Below are 16,380 nucleotides of genomic sequence, written 5' to 3'. Positions count from 1 at the left end.
CTCTGCAAGCATGGTTTGTGGTAGAAACTTCCAGTATGACGCATGATTTTGTATTCAACGGGACCAGTCTGTCCTTTTTTGCGCATACAACTGAACGGAGTTTCCATAGGCGTACCATGCATCGATCAGGGACGGTTTGTTCTTGTCTATAATGGGTAACTGACGTAAGGTCGGTCCCTTTCACGATGCCGCAGGTAATGGCCTGCGGCTTTTTTGCGTCCACTCGCACGTGCGGGGTGGTCTCAAAAATTGTGCCGGGGCCACCAGGAAATCCATTATTTTGAACCGTTACCAACATTTGAAGGAGGAAACAATCATGATTATTGTCGCGACGCAGCAATTGCAGAAATCGTACGGAGCAGATCCGGTTTTACAAGATATCACGTTGGAAATCAAGGCAGGAGAACGCGTTGGGATCGTCGGACCGAATGGAGCAGGCAAAACCACGTTGTTCAAGCTGCTGGCAGGTATCGAGGGCCCCGATTCGGGTGAGCTTTTTCGGGCAAAAGGAACGATTTGGGCGTACCTACCGCAAACGCCGCAGTATCCGGCTGAGTGGACGGGGACGGATGTTGTAGCCAGCGCGTTTGCCGATGTCATCAAGCTACAGGAGCAGATGCGCGAGCTCGAGCAGCAGATGGGGTTGCTTTATGAAAATGAACAAGAGCTAAACCGCCTCATGCTACGCTATCAAAAGCTGCAAGATGAATTTGAACAACGGGATGGCTATCAGTGGGAGACGAAAATGACCCAGGTGACACAGGGCTTGGGCGTTAGTGCAGAACTGTTAGCGACACCTTTTGCCCAACTCAGCGGTGGGGAAAAGACAAAGGCTGGCCTTGCAAAGCTACTCTGCCAGAAAAGCGATGTTTTGCTCTTGGATGAGCCGACCAACCATTTGGATGTGGAGTCGATGGAGTGGCTAGAGGAGTTTTTAAAAAATTATCAGGGTACAATCCTGATCATCTCCCATGACCGTTATTTTTTGGATGCGGTCGTCACGTCTGTCTATCATGTGGACGGAGGAGAAGCCGAATTCTATATCGGCAATTACAGCGCGTTCGCTACGGAGCGTGAAGAACGCTTGCTGCGCCAGTTTGCCGCTTATCAGGAACAGCAGAAGCAAATCAAGAAAATGAAAGAAACGATCAAACGGCTCAAGGAGTGGGGCAATCGTTCCAATCCGCCGAACGAGGCTTTTCACCGAAGGGCAAAAAGCATGGAAAAGGCGCTGGCGCGGATTGAGCGTATCGAGCGACCGAAAATGGAAGCGGATCGCATGGGCTTGCAGTTTATGAAGACCGACCGAAGCGGGCAGGATGTGCTGAAAGCGACGGGGGTACAGAAAACATTTGGCGGAAAACAATTGTTTGCGGACGCTAGCTTTTTGTTGCGCTACGGGGAGCGAAAAGCGCTGCTTGGACCAAATGGCTGCGGGAAATCTACGTTGATTCGCATGCTACTAGGAGAGGTTGAGCCAGACGTAGGTACGCTCAAAATTGGCAGCAGCGTTAAGGTGGGCTACTTGTCACAGCAAGCTTTGGAAGGGGATCAAAATCAGCGGCTGATTGACGTTTTCCGTGAGGTAGCCAGAGTGACAGAGCCGGAAGCACGACATTTACTGGCGCGGTTTATGTTTTACGGCGAACAAGTTTTCAAGCGGATCGGGCAGTTGAGCGGCGGAGAGCGGATGCGACTGCGCTTGGCCCAAATGATGCATCAGGAAATCAACCTGCTCATTCTAGACGAACCGACCAACCATCTGGATATTGAAGCGCGAGAAACATTGGAGGAAGCGTTGGCGGATTTTCACGGATCGTTGTTTATCATCTCGCATGATCGCTATTTCCTGCAAAAGATGGCAGATGGTGTGTTTTGGGTGGAAAATAAGCGGCTGGTTCACGATGTGGGTACCTATGAGGAAGCAAGGGAAAAGCAAAAGCAGCGGATCGCAGCTCGTGCCAGTAAGCTGGAGGAACTAGAGCGAAAGCAGCCAGCAGTCAAGCAAGTTCAAGAGACGGCCGTGACGAATGCGACAGCCAAACGTCCGAATCCATACAAGCTGGCAGAGCTTGAACAAAAAATAGCTTTGTTAGAAGAAAGAAAAGGTGAATTGACAGCCTTGCTCCAAAGTGAAGGGGCAGATTATGAGCAGTTAGTGGCTTGGCAACAATCGGTCAATCAGGTGCAGCAGGAGATAGACGGAACCTTTTCGGTTTGGATGGAGCTACAGGAACAGTAGGCTGCAATAAAAATAGCACCGCCAGCAAAGTGTTGAATGCTGGCGGTGCTTCATTTTGTATCGCTTACGATTGTGCTTGAGTGCTTGGCTCTGGCAGGCGACGATAGCCGCTGACGAACCAGAGAAGGAGCAATACCATCAAGACTCCTCCGAGGAAGAACGGACCGCTGTGGGAGACCTGGTAAACCGCTCCACCAGCTAATGGACCCAAGATTCGTCCAAGGCTGTCCATCGAGCTGATTGCCCCACTCGTTACGCCTTGTCCTTGCGTCGTCCGTTGGGTGATCATTGCTGTGGCTGTCGCTCTGATCATTCCTTGTCCCGCTCCGAATAACGAGAGGATCAGCGCCAGCACCCAAAAATTACCCGACAACGGAATGGCAAAAAATCCAATGCCGTAAAGAATCATCCCAATGACGAGGACGCTTGCTTCCCCTAGCTGCTTGACCATTCTTCCGATGAGCCCGCCTTGTACCGCGGCAGCGATCAAGCCCATGACGAGAAACATATAGCCGAGGTCTTTGGAGGTAAAACCGTACAAATCACTTATGTACAGGGCAAAAGTCGTTTCCAGTCCGGAAAAAGCAAAGGAGACGGTGAACAAAATACCGTACAGCAAGGACATGGAACCAAACAAAGAGACAAGCGGATTTTGCCGCTGTTCTTTTTGTAGATTCGCCCGCTTTTCTTTCGGCAAGCTCTCCGGCAAGGCAAACAGGATCAGGAAAAACGTAAGCAACGCCACGATACCCGAAGCGTAGAAGGGAACGGCAAAGCCGAATTCACTGAGCAGTCCACCAATTACCGGACCGAAGACAAAGCTTAGTCCAATCCCGGCGCCAATGATTCCCATCCCTTTTGCACGTTCTTCTGAAGGGAAGAGATCCGCCACCATAGCGGTTACGGTTGGCAATGCGGCAGCCGAGACGATTCCACCCAAAATGCGATACAGGAGCATTTCCGTATAACTGTCAGCTAGTCCAAACAGGATAAAGGTGATGGAAAAGCCGAACAGCCCGAATGATATGAGTGGCTTTCGCCCGATTCTGTCTGAAAGTGCTCCCCAAATCGGTGCAAACACCAGCTGCATAATATTGTAGCTGGCAAAAAGCACGCCGATTTGAAACGATGTCGCACCCAATTTTTCCGCGAAAAAGGGAAGAATGGGGATAATGATGCCAAAACCGAGCATGATGAAAAAAGCAATAAAGAACAAGAGGGCAAGGTGCTTCTTATTCACTACGTCTACCTCTTTTCGTACAAAAATCTTTTCAAGCGGATTGTTTGCTTTTTCCACCTTACGTGAAGGAAAAGGTGAAGTCAAGCCAGCAACGTGGGCAGTTCTGGCGAGACGTGCTATAATAGAAAAGAAATAAGAATGGCTACTTATATTGTCAAGTATATATCCATGAGGTGTTTGTTACATGTCTACTGCGATGCTTTACTACCTAGCCTGGCATGAAGATGATTGGCTGGATGAAGTGCTCGATCGTTTTCCTGAGATCAACGCCCTTGTGCCTTCGGTCAAAACGTTTGAGTTGCTGGCTAAACAAAGAGAGTCCGGAGAAGTTGAGCGAGCTGTCCTCGTCCTGAATGCGGCTGTCGAACAGGAGAGATGCAAGGAGTTTTTACGCTTGTGTCAAGAACACCCACAGTTGTCCGTGGACCCTTTGTATATCGTCGGATTGAAACCGGAAGAGGAGGAGGCGTGGCAAGAAGCGTATCCACACGCGAAGATCATCGTCATTACCGGCTTTGCTGTCGAGTTTGATTACGATGCCGTCCTCGCCAGGATGGAAATCGATCTGGAGGGAGCTCATTGAAAATAAACCCGAATGAATTCGATTTGAAGGCGTTTCTGCACCGTTTCGGATTGGTTATTTATACTGGCGATCCTGAAGGGGATTTGCTGTTGATAGAAGATGAAATTCGGGAGCTATATGAGCTGAATGTCATTGACAAGGAAGAGTTCATAGAAGCCATGTCAGCGTTGCGCAGCAAGCGAAAGGTTGAGGGAATAGAATAAAGAGTAAGAACGTGTTTGCCAAGCCGTGTGTATGCGGGAGATGGTGAACACGTTTTTTTGTGTTCGATACCCTATCGTGAAATGTAATTTTGCAACTTTATACCTATTTTTTTTGATTAGACCAGTGTCCGATATCTACCATATGGGCATTATTTCCTTTTTATATATAGAGTGGATATTGGTCTTCATCTATTAGCACGAGCATCTTCCATCTGTATAGGAATCTTACAGAGAGGAGGAGACTGTATGTCCAATATTGAAGGTATCTCCGTCCAAAAATCGAATGCGGAACGCAGGAGCTATGTGGTTGTTGGTGCCATTTTATCATGCAGCAGCGGAAGTCAGTTAAGTCGGCTGAAAATGCCGTTCAGTCATGGTGTTTTTGTAAAAGGGAAGCCGCAAATGAACATCTTGGACTTCGTTCCCAACGTTAATATCATGCCATTTGGAAAGTGCAGCAACTTGAAGAATCCCGCTGTTGCTTCTGCTACCGCAACAAATAACGGTGTACTAACACCGATGCCGTGCACACCTGTGATGACCATGCCATGGATAGATGGCAAGCCGGATAAAGTGGTCGGTGGACACCCCGCATTGCTGAACAAATCCACGAATATGTGTTTCCATTGCGGACTGATCAAGATTGAAGATGATGGGCAGGATTTGGGTGGTGTAACGATAGGGAATCAGTCGTCAGCAAACAGTGGACCTTCAGATGTCGGTTTTGGACAAGGACCTGCTTGCGAAAAGCCACAGGAAAAGCCAACCATGTGGGACAACTTCGTCAAAGGAATATCAAAGCTGGGAGATGTTCCTGCTGCAATGCAAAAAGCGGCAAGTGAGCTGCCAGGAGCTTTGGAGAAAGCCGCAAATGATTTGCCGAAAGGTTTGCAAAAGGCGGCAGAGGATTTACCTAAGGGTGTTAACGTGTTTGTGAGGGAAGGCTATATTGAGCCGATGCAGGAGGACTTGAATACGTTGCGGGATGATAAAATCAATATCGCGGACGGACTTGCGGTTGGTGGGCTTGCTTTGCAAGCACTTACTTTTGGGAGAAGCAAAAACATCGGGAATTTACTCGATGCGTCTAAGAAAAAGAAGAAGGGAACTGGAAATGGTAATGGATGGCAAATGCCAAAAGTTAGGGAGCCGTATGAATTTTTAGATAATACTGCTGAACATATATTTAAGGGAGAAGTCAAAAACACTAAAGCATCGGGATGGCACTATGCCGACGAAGTTCTCCCACCAGGAAACGAGATTATTGAAATTGTTCGAGAGGCAGATAAATATGGAACATCAATAGCAAGAGTAAAAATTAATGGAGTAGAAAAAACGGAGTATTCATCTTTTTTCAGTAATAAATATACGCCAGATGAAGTAGTAGACAAGATTATGGAGGCTCATATGAATAAGAGTAGGCAATTAGATTCCCTAGGTAGACCGACTAATAGATATAGAGGACAAGCAGAAAACGGAATGACCATTGAAATGTATTTGGCTGGTGATGGAACGAATATAAAAGATATAATTACTGCGTACCCATTGCATGAATCCTTATTGCCTTAAATAGGAGGATATATAATGAGCACTCTTGATTTTTCGAAAATAATTTTAAAAGAAAAGATAAGTTGTAGTGAAAATGAGCAAATCATATGCATAGAAGAAAAAAACTTGAATTCTTCTAGGAATCTAAAACAATTGAAATTTATTGCGAATACAAATGGCTTATCGATTAAGATATTGCTGAATATAGAGCAGTACACAGAAGGAATCTATATTTCACCTGTATTCGAGAATATGTGTAAAGGCATGAATATTGACTATGTTGTCATGGATAGCATTATTTTAAAACTTAGTCAGATCACACAAATTATTAAAGAGAATCTGGAAGCGAATCCTGAAGTCCAAAAACAGATATTATCTAGCGGCCAGAAAATTTTACTTGATTCTATGATCATTAATGATTTTGAATCGTATTGTAAACTGAAGGATAAAAAGAACGTCATTGATTCGAAAGACACCATTAATAAAATTTACAGCCAATCGATTCCTACCAACATAGAATTTATTAACTACAAAGAGGAGTTATTTTTATTCGGAGTCTCTGGATTTCATTTGGCAGAATTACTAAAAGAACTAAATATAGCAGATTATGAGTATGATAGAAGTGGCTTTTATATAAAGTTTAAAGAAGAGTCAATGAAAAGGTCAAATGAAGCAACTAGTTTTTTAGCGCATAAATTAGCGGAGGAAGGGTTCATTACTTCTTCTCTGACGCTTGAATTAATGGATTATATGTGGAATGAGGGTTAATCATCCTGATTCCTCATTGAAGTGACTTGATAAACTTAAAAAGCTCATTCCACTTTGGAGGAATGAGCTTTTTTGCGCACTTCGTAAGAAATTCTTCAGAAATCCTTATTCATTTCTTAAGGAATTCTGTCTTCTTTTGAAAGGTTTACCCGTTAGGATAGAGTGCAGAGAGAAAGGAGGCGGCACAGGTGGAGTTTACAGGGTATTACGAGCTATTCTGGGAGATGGTTACAGGCATGCTGGGAAAATTCATTCCTGATGAGATTACGGTCATGACCGTGGGGGCGCAGATTGCCAATACAGGAGCGGACTTTTTTACAGCATTTGCGGTCATATACCCCGTTTTTTTCCTTGTTTCTTACGCGGGGTACTTACTGGGAGCGAAGGCATTTAGCTGGATGGTCCGGAATCTGGGCTTGCGTGCTGATTTCCTGTCGGCATTGCGCGGGTCAATGGGCTGGCTACTTGTTTTTGGTATCTTTCTTCCGATTATTCGTCATATCGTGCCTATTCTCGCCGGTGGCAGCCGAATGCCGTTTCGGCAGTTCCTTCTATTCTTTTTGCCGAGCAGTATCGTTTGGATCTTGCATTACTTTGTCGCAGGCTATTGGTTCTCCGATCAACTGGAAATAATGGTTGCGGGAGTTTATCAATATAGCAAAATTACGTTGACGATCGTTTGTTTCGCAGGGTTTTCGTTCCTCATGATTCGCCAGTTGCAGCGTCTTGGTGGAATGAAAGAACCTCGAACGAATAAGCAACCACCTGTTTCGTAATCGATACGAATTCCTAGAGTACGGCGTCTACTATCCACGAACTTTTCGGATGGCAGGCGCCTTTTTGTTAGGTAGATTTATTTTCTTTAATGTTCTGACGTTTTTAAAAGTTTGTGAAAAAGAAGTTTACATATGGTAATAGTGGGGTAGATTACCAAATGTCGTCGTGTCATGAATTTCCATTTTTTCAATTTGTGTGATTGGAGGCTTTTGCATGAGGAGCATAAAAAATGTGCTGGTAACCATTTTGGCTGCCATCACCATCGGTATTTTTATTCTTCAGCTAGTGTTTGGTTTTCTCCAGTTTGAGCAAATTATCTCGAATGAAGTAGAAGCAAAGCTACAAATGCAGGTAGCCAAAGAGGCGGCTTATCTGAATGGTATGCTGGACAAGACAGGCAAGCTCTCGGAAACACTCACTTATTCTGTCTCTCATGGCTCGAAGGAAACCATCAAGCATCTCGAAGGGACGCTGGTCGATGTCGTAGCGTCTGAGCCGTTGATTGTGGGCGGTGGATTTTGGATGGAGCCATACAGCTTCGACAGCTCGCAAAAGCTGTACGGCAGGTACGCTATCCGCAATAACGACAAAGTAGAGCTCGATCCGGCTTACAGCGACGGTAGCTATGATTATCTTGCGCAGGATTGGTACAAAGCGGGGATGGTTGACAAACCATATGTGTGGACTGAGCCGTATGCCGACCCGATTTCCAAAGTTCCTATGGTTACAGCCATTGCGCCCATTAAAGTGGGAGGCAAGATCAGCGGTACGACGACATTGGATATCGGACTTACGGAGCTTAACAAAAGCATCGAAAATCTGAAGGTTGGCGAAACAGGTTACGGTTTTATCGTTTCCAAATCGGGCATTTACGTTTCCCATCGCGATGCACAAAAGAACTTGCAAGTGAAAATGACGGACGAGTCTGAGACGGGGCTTAAGGACATTGCCCAAAACATTACCGAAGCAACCGCAACGGGGATGATCCAGGCTACCATAGGTGGGCAAAAGCAATACGTCACCTTCGCTCCAATCGGGGAAACGGGCATGACGCTAGCTACTGTCATGCCCGCAGCAGAGATTAATGGGCCGATTACCCAATATCTTTACATCAGTCTGATTATTTTTGGTGTCTCCATCAGCATTTTCCTCGTGTTCTTGTACTGGTTCATTAATCGACAGGTAGCACGTCCACTGCTGCAACTGAAAGCAGGCATCGTTAATTTGGTGGAAAAAAAGGATTTGACCCAGACGATCCCAATCCGGCGAAAGGATGAGATTGGCGACGTAGCGACTGCAGTGAATGCATTCATTGAAGATCTGCACGGAATGATGAAAAATATTAGCGGCTATACCGGTCAAGTAGGAACAGTCTCGGAAACCTCCACAAAGAAGGCTCATGAAGCAAGACTTGCCTTTGGCCAGGTGGCCTCGTCGTTCCAAGAAGTAGCAACCGGCACGGAGAATCAACAGCATAGTGCCGAAGAAAGTGCGCGGGCTATGGAAGAGATGGCGATCGGTATTCAGCGGATTGCCGAAGCCTCCTCCACGATGGCCGAATCATCAAAACATATGGCAAACGAAGCGGTGGCAGGCAACCAATCCGTAGAAAAGGTGTCAGGACAGATGGATTCGATTAATCGATCCGTAAGCCATTCTGCCGATGTCGTTCGTTCGCTGGATAGCCGCTCAGCAGAAATCTCACAGATCGTGGAAGTAATCGCAAGCATCGCATCCCAGACGAACCTGTTGGCACTCAATGCGGCGATAGAAGCTGCTCGTGCAGGTGAACAGGGCAGAGGTTTCGCTGTGGTAGCGGATGAAGTGCGCAAGCTGGCAGAGCAGTCCAACGACTCGGCCAACCAAATTGCCAACCTGATTACCGAAATCCAGCGGGAAACGACGTCAGCGGTACAAGCTATGGATGAAGGAACACGCGAGGTTGAAACGGGAATCCAGATCGCCCATGAAACAGGGGAAGCATTCCGCCGAATCATGGATTCTACCCAGGATGTAGCGGATCAGATTCAGGAAATTTCCTCGGTTGCAGAGCAAATGTCAGCAGCTACGGAACAGGTGACCGCATCCATTTTGCAGTTGTCTTCCATTGCAAAGGAATCTGCCGCAAGTGCATCGAATGTGGCTGCTTCAACGGAAGAACAGCGCATCTCGATGAACCAGCTCTCTACATCCGCAGAGCAATTAAACCAGATGGCAAAGGAATTACAACAAATGATCAACGGTTTCACAATCTAACCGCTGTTTGCAAAAAAATGCAAAATGATGAGCTGCTGCTATCATACGATGGGAGCAGTTCGTTTGTTGACAGAAAAATACAAGTCAGAATATAATGAATACGAAATAAAGCAAACAAAAGCAATGTTTTGCAAACAAAAATCCGAGGTTGGTGGAACAGAATGCAAAACCATAAGTACGACGTTGTGGTGATTGGTGGTGGAGTAGTCGGTACAGCCATATTACGCGCCCTTTCGTTTTATCAACTGAAACTGCTTTTAATCGAGAAGCAGCCTGACGTTTGTGAAGGGACAAGCAAGGCGAACAGTGGGATTGTTCATACCGGGTTTGATGCAAAGCCAGGCACGGTTGAGGCAGAGTGCCTTCGCCGCTCCCGCAGCTTATGGCCGATATTGGTTGAGAATCTGAGAATCCCCTTCATTCCTTGTGGTGCCGTAATGGTGGCGACAAACGAAGAAGAAAAGCAGATAATCGAAACCACCTATGTTCCCAATGCAAAGGCGAATGACGTAGATGTTCACTGGATGTCTGCTGAGGAGATTCTCGAGATGAATCCCGCTGTGACAGCCAAGGTAACAGGCGGATTGGCAGTGCCAGGTGAAGCAATCTGCGATCCATTCTGGGCCACCAGAGCCTTCGGAGAGATAGCAGTGCTAAACGGTGCGGAGGTTGTTCTTGGGCAAGGCGTCTCCGACATCGAGACAGTACCGGATGGAGAGGACTTGCGCCTTACGCTGGAAAATGGTGAAACGGTCACGACCCGATATGTGGTGAATGCTGCCGGATTATGGTCCGATGAAATTGCCCGGATGGTGGGAGATGAGAGCTTCTCGATTTCACCACGTAAAGGCCAGTTTATCCTGACCGAAGAGGCGATATCCATCTCCTCGATCATCCTGCCTGTTCCTACGAAAACCTCCAAGGGCGTGTTGGTTTCACCAGTCGTGTTCGGCGGTTTTCTACTTGGGCCAACGGCGGAGGATCAAGAGGACAAATGGGATCGATCCACCTCTCAGGCCGGCATGGAATCGGTACTGGCAGGCTGTGAGAAGCTGGTTCCCGACTCTCGGCAGTTTACTACGATTCGTCAGTTTGCCGGAGTCAGGGCAGTTTGCAGCGAAGGAGATTTTGTCATCCGTCCATCCGCTGTACAGCCACGCATGATTCATGCCGCCGGGATTCGTTCCACTGGACTCTCTGCTTCGCCTGGCATAGCAGAGCTGGTAGCGGCAACTCTCCAGAAAGCCGGGCTTGAGCTGCAAACAAACGAACAGGCACAGCATGCCCTGCCGGATCTATTTTCAGAAGAGCAGGAAACAGGAGAAATCATTTGTCTGTGCCGCTCCATTACCCGGAGTGAGATCGTCAATTCCTTAAAGCGTCCACTCACCCCACAGACCATTGATGGAGTGAAGCGGCGGACGGGCGCCACCTTAGGAGAATGCCAAGGAAACTGCTGTATTCCCAAAATCATCGATGTTATGGCCGAGACCTATCCTGAACACACCGGGAAGCAGCCTTTAAAAGGAGTAAGAAACTCCTATCTAGCTGTAGCACAAGGAGAGAAGCAGGCATGATGTATGAATTGGTGATCATTGGAGCAGGAATCTCGGGATTGACAGCAGCCCTTTCAGCGTGGGAAAGAGGAGTCAGCTCTGTTCTGATGATCGATTACCAGAAGAGAAGAGGTGGCTTCACCTTACCGTATTGGAGCTCTGATGAGTTTGCTCCAGAACGGGAACTGCTGGAAAAAGCCGCGTCCCTTCCCTACGAGATTCACGAACAATCAACTGTCGTCGGTTTTTTCCCAGGGGCAAGCGGTCAACTGCACCAGTTGTACGTCCAATCGCCGATGGGCACCTATTCTCTTGAGGCAAAAAAGGTACTGATCGCCTCAGGCTCGCTGGAAAAACCGCGTGAGGCGCACAAAATTCCGGGGACACGTCCAGCAGGAGTCATGACGCCGATGATGGCGATGCAGTTGATCGAGCGAGGATATCAGCCGGGCCGCAAGATTGTGTTGATCGAGAATGGCAGAATCTCTCGCAGTACAGCGGTCCTTCTGGAAAAAGAGACGAGCAATCTAGTCAAATATGCTGAATCAGATTGGGAGCTTACCTCTATCAAGGGATTGTCCCGTGTAGAAGGAGTACAGCTGCGAAATCGGATGACGGATGAGATAGACGAAGTGGCGTGCGATACGCTCATTTTTGCAAAGGGTCGGGTGCCCTGCACGTTTTTCTTGAAAGGAGCGCCAATCGAGCGTGATCAACACGATGCCATTATCGTAGATGCCACGGGGAAAACGAATTTGCCAGATGTTTATGCAGCAGGGAGCTGTACCTGCCTTGGCGACGATGATCACACCAATTCGATGGAATTGGCGAAAGAAACAGCCAAGCACCTCTTTTAAAGCGATCATCAGAAGGGAGAGTTCATGATGAAGCTATCCGACTCGTTTACCATTCAGGCAAGCAAAGCGGATGTATGGTCCGTCTTTATGGATGTTGAAAAGCTGTCAGGCTGCGTACCAGGCTGCAAAGAAGTAAAAATGAGCAGCCCCACCCGTTATGAAGCGAACATGGAAGTGAAAATACAGTTTATGACGATTCAATTCCGCGTCACGGGGGAATTAAAAGAAGCGGTAGATGGAGAAGCCCTGCAAGTGGAGATGACTGGACAACCGGTAGCGTTGGCAGGATTGTTCCGCAATCAATTGCACCTTCAGCTAAAAGAGGAACAGCCGGGAACCACACGGGTGCAATATGAGATGGATTTGCAAATGACAGGACGACTGGCATCATTAGGAGATATACTAATGAAAGGGACTGTGAAGAAAAAGGCAGAAGAATTTGCGACGAACGTCCAGACCCTGTTCCAGTCTAGTCAGGAGATTTACAATTAAGAGAAGATGGTGATCATCCATGCTACAAGAAGAAAGACAGCAGCTGATCCTGCAAATGCTACAAGAAAATCAATCCGTTCGTATTGCGGAGCTATGCAGCCGATTAATGGTGACGCGCGAAACAATCAGGCGTGATTTGTATGAAATGGAGCAGCAGGGACTACTCAAAAAGGTGCATGGTGGCGCTATTCTGAATAAAACCAACGTGGAACCTCCTTATGCCAAGCGTAGTGGATTAAACTTGGCGGAGAAGGAGGCGATTGCGGTCGCCGCAGCCTCCTTGGTGGAGGACGGCGACGCGATCTATATTGATTTGGGCACGACGACACAATTGTTCGCCAAACACCTTTACCATAAAAAAGGAATTACGGTGATAACCAATGCGCTACTGGTGGCATTGGAACTATCTCATCACCCGGATGCGAAGGTGATCATGAGTGGGGGTGAATTGCGCGCAGGGGATCTGGCCATGTCCGGTCCGATCGCCAGGAAAAGCCTCGAGGGTTTGTTTGTAGACAAAGCGTTTATTGGTGTGGGGGGATTGGCAGCAGAAACTGGTTTTACGGATTACCATGTGGGCGAGTCAGACATCAGGCAGCTGATGCTTACAAACGCCAAAGAAACATATGCACTGATTGATCATTCCAAAATAAATGTAACCGCTTTTATGAGGGTGGCAGAGCTATCCGACATCGACGTAGTCATTACAGATGAGGAACTACACCAATCTCTTGCTGGGCGACTCGCTCAGGAAGGATTGCAAGTCATCGTTGCTAAGACATCCGTGTAAAGCAAATGGTGAGGGAGGCAATCAATGGTGAAACAATCGGTACAAGCAAATGATTCGCAAGATATGCAAACGTATCATTATAAGCAAGAATTGAGACGGACATTAAAACTGTTCAGTTCGTTTGCCGTCGCGTTTTCTTTCATTTCCATTACCACAGGCATTTTTAGTAATTATGGATTTGTGCTTAGTACGGCAGGGCCGGCTGGTATCTGGACCTGGCCGATTGTAACCATTGGGCATTTGTTAGTTGCCATTATTTTTGCAGAGCTGGCTGGACGCATTCCATTGAGCGGTTATTCCTATCAATGGGTGACACGTCTTGCCAACCCGGGGCTTGGTTGGTTTGCTGGCTGGATTGCCTTTTGCTTTCTCGTTATCGTGGTTCCAACTGTTGACTATGCGCTGGCGCCCATCATTGCCGAGATGTTTGGCTGGGATACAGGCTCCAAAACGCTGATCTGGATCGTAATTGGTACACTGGTCGTACAAGCTTTATTAAACATTTATGGAGTGAAGCTGGCTACTCGTATTAATGATATCGCCGTATACACTGAAGTGATCGGTATGGTCGGGATCGTTGTGGTGCTGGGGGCAGTGGTGATGTACAACGGGGCAAATTGGAGCATGCTGACCGATATGGGTACCGCTGCGACTCAATCGGACAGTTCATACCTAGGCGCTTTTATCATGGCTGCGCTGATGGGTTCCTTTACATTGGTAGGTTTCGAGGCTGCTGCGAATCTCTCTGAGGAGACGATCAATGCAAAGAAAACGGTTCCTCGTGCCATGATTTTATCCGTATTACTAAGTGGTATGATCGGTTTCTTGCTGTTGATCGTCATTTCAGTTGCCATCACGGATCTGCCGGCTGTGCTCGGTGTAGCGAATCCGATTCCGTACATTTTGCAAACAAGTCTTGGCTCTGCTGTATCCAGCTTCTTTTTGGTGCTTTGCCTCATCTCCATCTTCGCGTGCGGCTTGATCATCATGGCTTCCGCTTCCCGACTCATCTATGCGTTGTCACGCGACAATGTATTCTTCGCTTCCTCCATCTTCAAGAAGGTATCACCCCAGACTTCCGTACCAACAAACGCAGTTTTACTCGTTTTAGTGCTAGGCATTCTCGCTGTGTTATTCGCAGATTCCCTAACCCTTCTGGTAGGGGCCACCTCGGTTCTACCTGCCCTTCTCTATCTGACAACGATTGCTGCTTATGCCTGGAAACGCAAGGAACTGCCCAAATCGAAGTACTTTGACCTGGGCAAGTGGCGCACACCGCTCACTTTCCTTGCTATCGCTTGGTTGATCTTTGAAATTGGCATCTTGACCATTCCGAAAAATTTCCATAGCGTAGCGATCGTCGCAGCTACCTTGCTGGCTGTTGGCGTCATTTTGTATCATCTGCTGTTCCGCAAAGGGATTATGGAGGGCCGTATTGGTATTAAAGACAGAACATTCCGATTTGATGAAGAGAAAGAAGATCATTCAGCCTAGAATAATGAAAAAGGAGTCTGCTGTATGGAGAAGTATTTGCTGTCGATCGATCAGGGAACAACTGGGACCAAGGTGCTACTGGTAAATCACCTTGGAAGGGTTGCTGCTGAAAGCTATCAGAAGCACACGCAATATTATCCACAATCCGGATGGGTGGAGCATAACCCGGAGGAGATATGGGAAAAGGTCTTGATGGGTGTCGCTGACGTGCTGCTCAAGGGACGTATCGAACCTGAGCAGGTGGAAGCGGTAGGCTTAGCTAATCAGGGAGAAACGGTCGTCTTCTGGGATTCGGTCAGCGGAGAGCCGCTTTATCCGGCTGTCGTCTGGTCGTGCCGCCGCTCCGATCAAATCGCCGAGCGTTGGAAGGCGGATGGTGTGTGGGCACAGAAGGTAGCCGAGAAAACCGGACTTTTGATTGACCCGTATTTTTCTGCGACTAAGATTAGATGGATGATGGAGGAAGTGCCTCTGGTGCAAGAAAAGATCCGACAGCGGCAGGCTTATTGCAGCACGCTTGACTCTTGGCTGATCTGGCAGATGACAGGAGGTGCCTCGTATGTAACCGATGCTTCCACCGCTGCCCGAACGCTGTTGTTTGCTCATCGGCAGGGGAATTGGGATGAGGAAATATTGCGGTATTTGGAGATAGAGGAAGACTGGTTACCGCAGGTTCGTCCAACAGTTGGCTTGTTTGGCCGTACAGATCCGGTTACATTTTGCGGCATTCAAGCACCGATTCTCGTCAGCCAGGTGGATCAACCAGCCGCCCTTTACGGTCATCTCTGCATAGAGCCGGGTATGTCCAAATGCACGTATGGCACGGGCTGCTTCGCTTATATGAACGTGGGAAACGAACCGCCTGCTACGAAAGAGAGCGGACTCTTGACGACGCTTGTCTGGAAACGCGGGGCCAAGCATACTTATGCGCTGGATGGAGCGATTTATGCGGCGGGGTCTGCTGTCGAATGGGGCAAGGAGCAGCTTGGGCTGTATCAGGATATAGACGAGCTGCAACGATGGTCGGAGCAGTGGTATGAAGAGCTGCACAAAGGAGAAGCCCCAACCAATCTTTTATTTATCCCGGCATTGAATGGGATCGGCACGCCATACTGGAACTCGGAGGCGAGAGGGGTGTTTCTCGGACTCTCCCAGCATACTGACCGACCGCTGATGGCAAAAGCGATGCTGGAAGGGATCGCTCACCGTGTAGCGGATGTGTTTGTCACAATGGAACAGGCAGTCGCACAAAAGATTTCGGTTTTGCGTGTAGATGGCGGCTTGACGGACAATCCGTATTTGATGCAGTTTCAGGCAGACCTGCTGGGTGTTCCGATTGAGGTGCCCCAGATCAATGAAACAACAGCGATGGGGATTGCGTTTCTACTCGGGGAAGAGTGCGGCTGGTGGTCGGTGAACGATTTAGAAGCGCGAATGAAGGTAGGGCGTCGCTATGAGCCGCAGATGGACGAAGCGGTGAGGGAAAGACTGCGTGCTCGTTGGAACAAGGCGATTCACCTTCTGTTACAAGTAAGCGAAGGATAATGTGAAAAAGCAACCAAACTGCCAATGCG

At 47.9% G+C, this 16,380-nt stretch carries 14 protein-coding genes and 1 pseudogene; 14 read left to right on the top strand and 1 reads right to left on the bottom strand.

Annotated features, from left to right (window positions below):
* Nucleotides 1-316 precede the first annotated feature (316 nt).
* On the top strand, nucleotides 317-2,242 hold the full coding sequence (gene abc-f / locus HPY27_RS22235) for a ribosomal protection-like ABC-F family protein (RefSeq protein WP_174225977.1): 1,926 nt from the start codon (nucleotides 317-319) through the stop codon (nucleotides 2,240-2,242).
* 64 nt (nucleotides 2,243-2,306) lie between these two features.
* On the opposite strand, the gene HPY27_RS22230 is transcribed toward abc-f, so the two are convergent.
* On the bottom strand, nucleotides 2,307-3,605 hold the full coding sequence (locus HPY27_RS22230) for an MFS transporter (RefSeq protein ID WP_483296518.1): 1,299 nt from the start codon (nucleotides 3,603-3,605) through the stop codon (nucleotides 2,307-2,309).
* A gap of 61 nt (nucleotides 3,606-3,666) precedes the next feature.
* Here HPY27_RS22230 and HPY27_RS22225 point away from each other — a divergent pair, with 61 nt between their 5' ends.
* The 13 genes and pseudogenes from HPY27_RS22225 (at nucleotide 3,667) to HPY27_RS22170 (ending at nucleotide 16,351) form a co-directional block, all read left to right on the top strand.
* Entirely contained in the window at nucleotides 3,667-4,065 is a 399-nt protein-coding gene (locus tag HPY27_RS22225; protein ID WP_069847806.1) for a hypothetical protein, read from the top strand.
* Complete coding sequence (locus HPY27_RS22220; RefSeq protein ID WP_017250598.1) at nucleotides 4,062-4,268, top strand: YqgQ family protein; 207 nt, start codon at nucleotides 4,062-4,064, stop codon at nucleotides 4,266-4,268. The genes HPY27_RS22225 and HPY27_RS22220 overlap by 4 nt, the downstream gene beginning before the upstream one ends.
* A gap of 246 nt (nucleotides 4,269-4,514) precedes the next feature.
* A pseudogene (locus tag HPY27_RS30200) lies at nucleotides 4,515-4,934 on the top strand (DUF4280 domain-containing protein); the annotation flags it as partial.
* A gap of 102 nt (nucleotides 4,935-5,036) precedes the next feature.
* Nucleotides 5,037-5,837: an EndoU domain-containing protein gene (locus tag HPY27_RS30670; RefSeq protein WP_371814356.1), complete on the top strand. Its 801-nt coding sequence runs from the start codon at nucleotides 5,037-5,039 to the stop codon at nucleotides 5,835-5,837.
* 15 nt (nucleotides 5,838-5,852) lie between these two features.
* The gene (locus HPY27_RS22210; protein WP_174225975.1) at nucleotides 5,853-6,584 is read left to right on the top strand and encodes a hypothetical protein; all 732 of its coding nucleotides are present in this window, start codon (nucleotides 5,853-5,855) and stop codon (nucleotides 6,582-6,584) included.
* A 188-nt stretch (nucleotides 6,585-6,772) separates the two neighbouring features.
* The gene (locus HPY27_RS22205; RefSeq protein ID WP_017250594.1) at nucleotides 6,773-7,360 is read left to right on the top strand and encodes a DedA family protein; all 588 of its coding nucleotides are present in this window, start codon (nucleotides 6,773-6,775) and stop codon (nucleotides 7,358-7,360) included.
* 214 nt (nucleotides 7,361-7,574) lie between these two features.
* Complete coding sequence (locus tag HPY27_RS22200) at nucleotides 7,575-9,617, top strand: methyl-accepting chemotaxis protein (protein WP_174225974.1); 2,043 nt, start codon at nucleotides 7,575-7,577, stop codon at nucleotides 9,615-9,617.
* Nucleotides 9,618-9,778: 161 nt separating this feature from the next.
* Nucleotides 9,779-11,194 carry an NAD(P)/FAD-dependent oxidoreductase gene (locus HPY27_RS22195; protein ID WP_017250592.1) on the top strand — a complete coding sequence of 472 codons (1,416 nt, stop codon included), beginning with the start codon at nucleotides 9,779-9,781 and terminating at the stop codon, nucleotides 11,192-11,194.
* On the top strand, nucleotides 11,191-12,030 hold the full coding sequence (locus HPY27_RS22190) for an NAD(P)/FAD-dependent oxidoreductase (protein ID WP_174225973.1): 840 nt from the start codon (nucleotides 11,191-11,193) through the stop codon (nucleotides 12,028-12,030). The genes HPY27_RS22195 and HPY27_RS22190 overlap by 4 nt, the downstream gene beginning before the upstream one ends.
* Nucleotides 12,031-12,054: 24 nt before the next feature.
* Complete coding sequence (locus HPY27_RS22185; RefSeq protein WP_238144500.1) at nucleotides 12,055-12,522, top strand: SRPBCC family protein; 468 nt, start codon at nucleotides 12,055-12,057, stop codon at nucleotides 12,520-12,522.
* A 19-nt stretch (nucleotides 12,523-12,541) separates the two neighbouring features.
* The gene (locus tag HPY27_RS22180; protein WP_174225972.1) at nucleotides 12,542-13,312 is read left to right on the top strand and encodes a DeoR/GlpR family DNA-binding transcription regulator; all 771 of its coding nucleotides are present in this window, start codon (nucleotides 12,542-12,544) and stop codon (nucleotides 13,310-13,312) included.
* Between the two features lie 24 nt (nucleotides 13,313-13,336).
* The gene (locus tag HPY27_RS22175; protein WP_174225971.1) at nucleotides 13,337-14,806 is read left to right on the top strand and encodes an amino acid permease; all 1,470 of its coding nucleotides are present in this window, start codon (nucleotides 13,337-13,339) and stop codon (nucleotides 14,804-14,806) included.
* Nucleotides 14,807-14,830: 24 nt separating this feature from the next.
* Nucleotides 14,831-16,351, top strand: coding sequence for an FGGY family carbohydrate kinase (locus HPY27_RS22170; RefSeq protein ID WP_174225970.1), 1,521 nt, complete (start codon nucleotides 14,831-14,833; stop codon nucleotides 16,349-16,351).
* The last annotated feature ends 29 nt before the right edge of the window (nucleotides 16,352-16,380 follow it).

The organism is Brevibacillus sp. HB1.1, assembly GCF_013332445.1.
Classification (GTDB): domain Bacteria; phylum Bacillota; class Bacilli; order Brevibacillales; family Brevibacillaceae; genus Brevibacillus; species Brevibacillus porteri.
The sequence above is the reverse complement of the archived record's forward strand: the minus strand, read 5'-3'. Positions and strand labels throughout refer to the sequence as shown.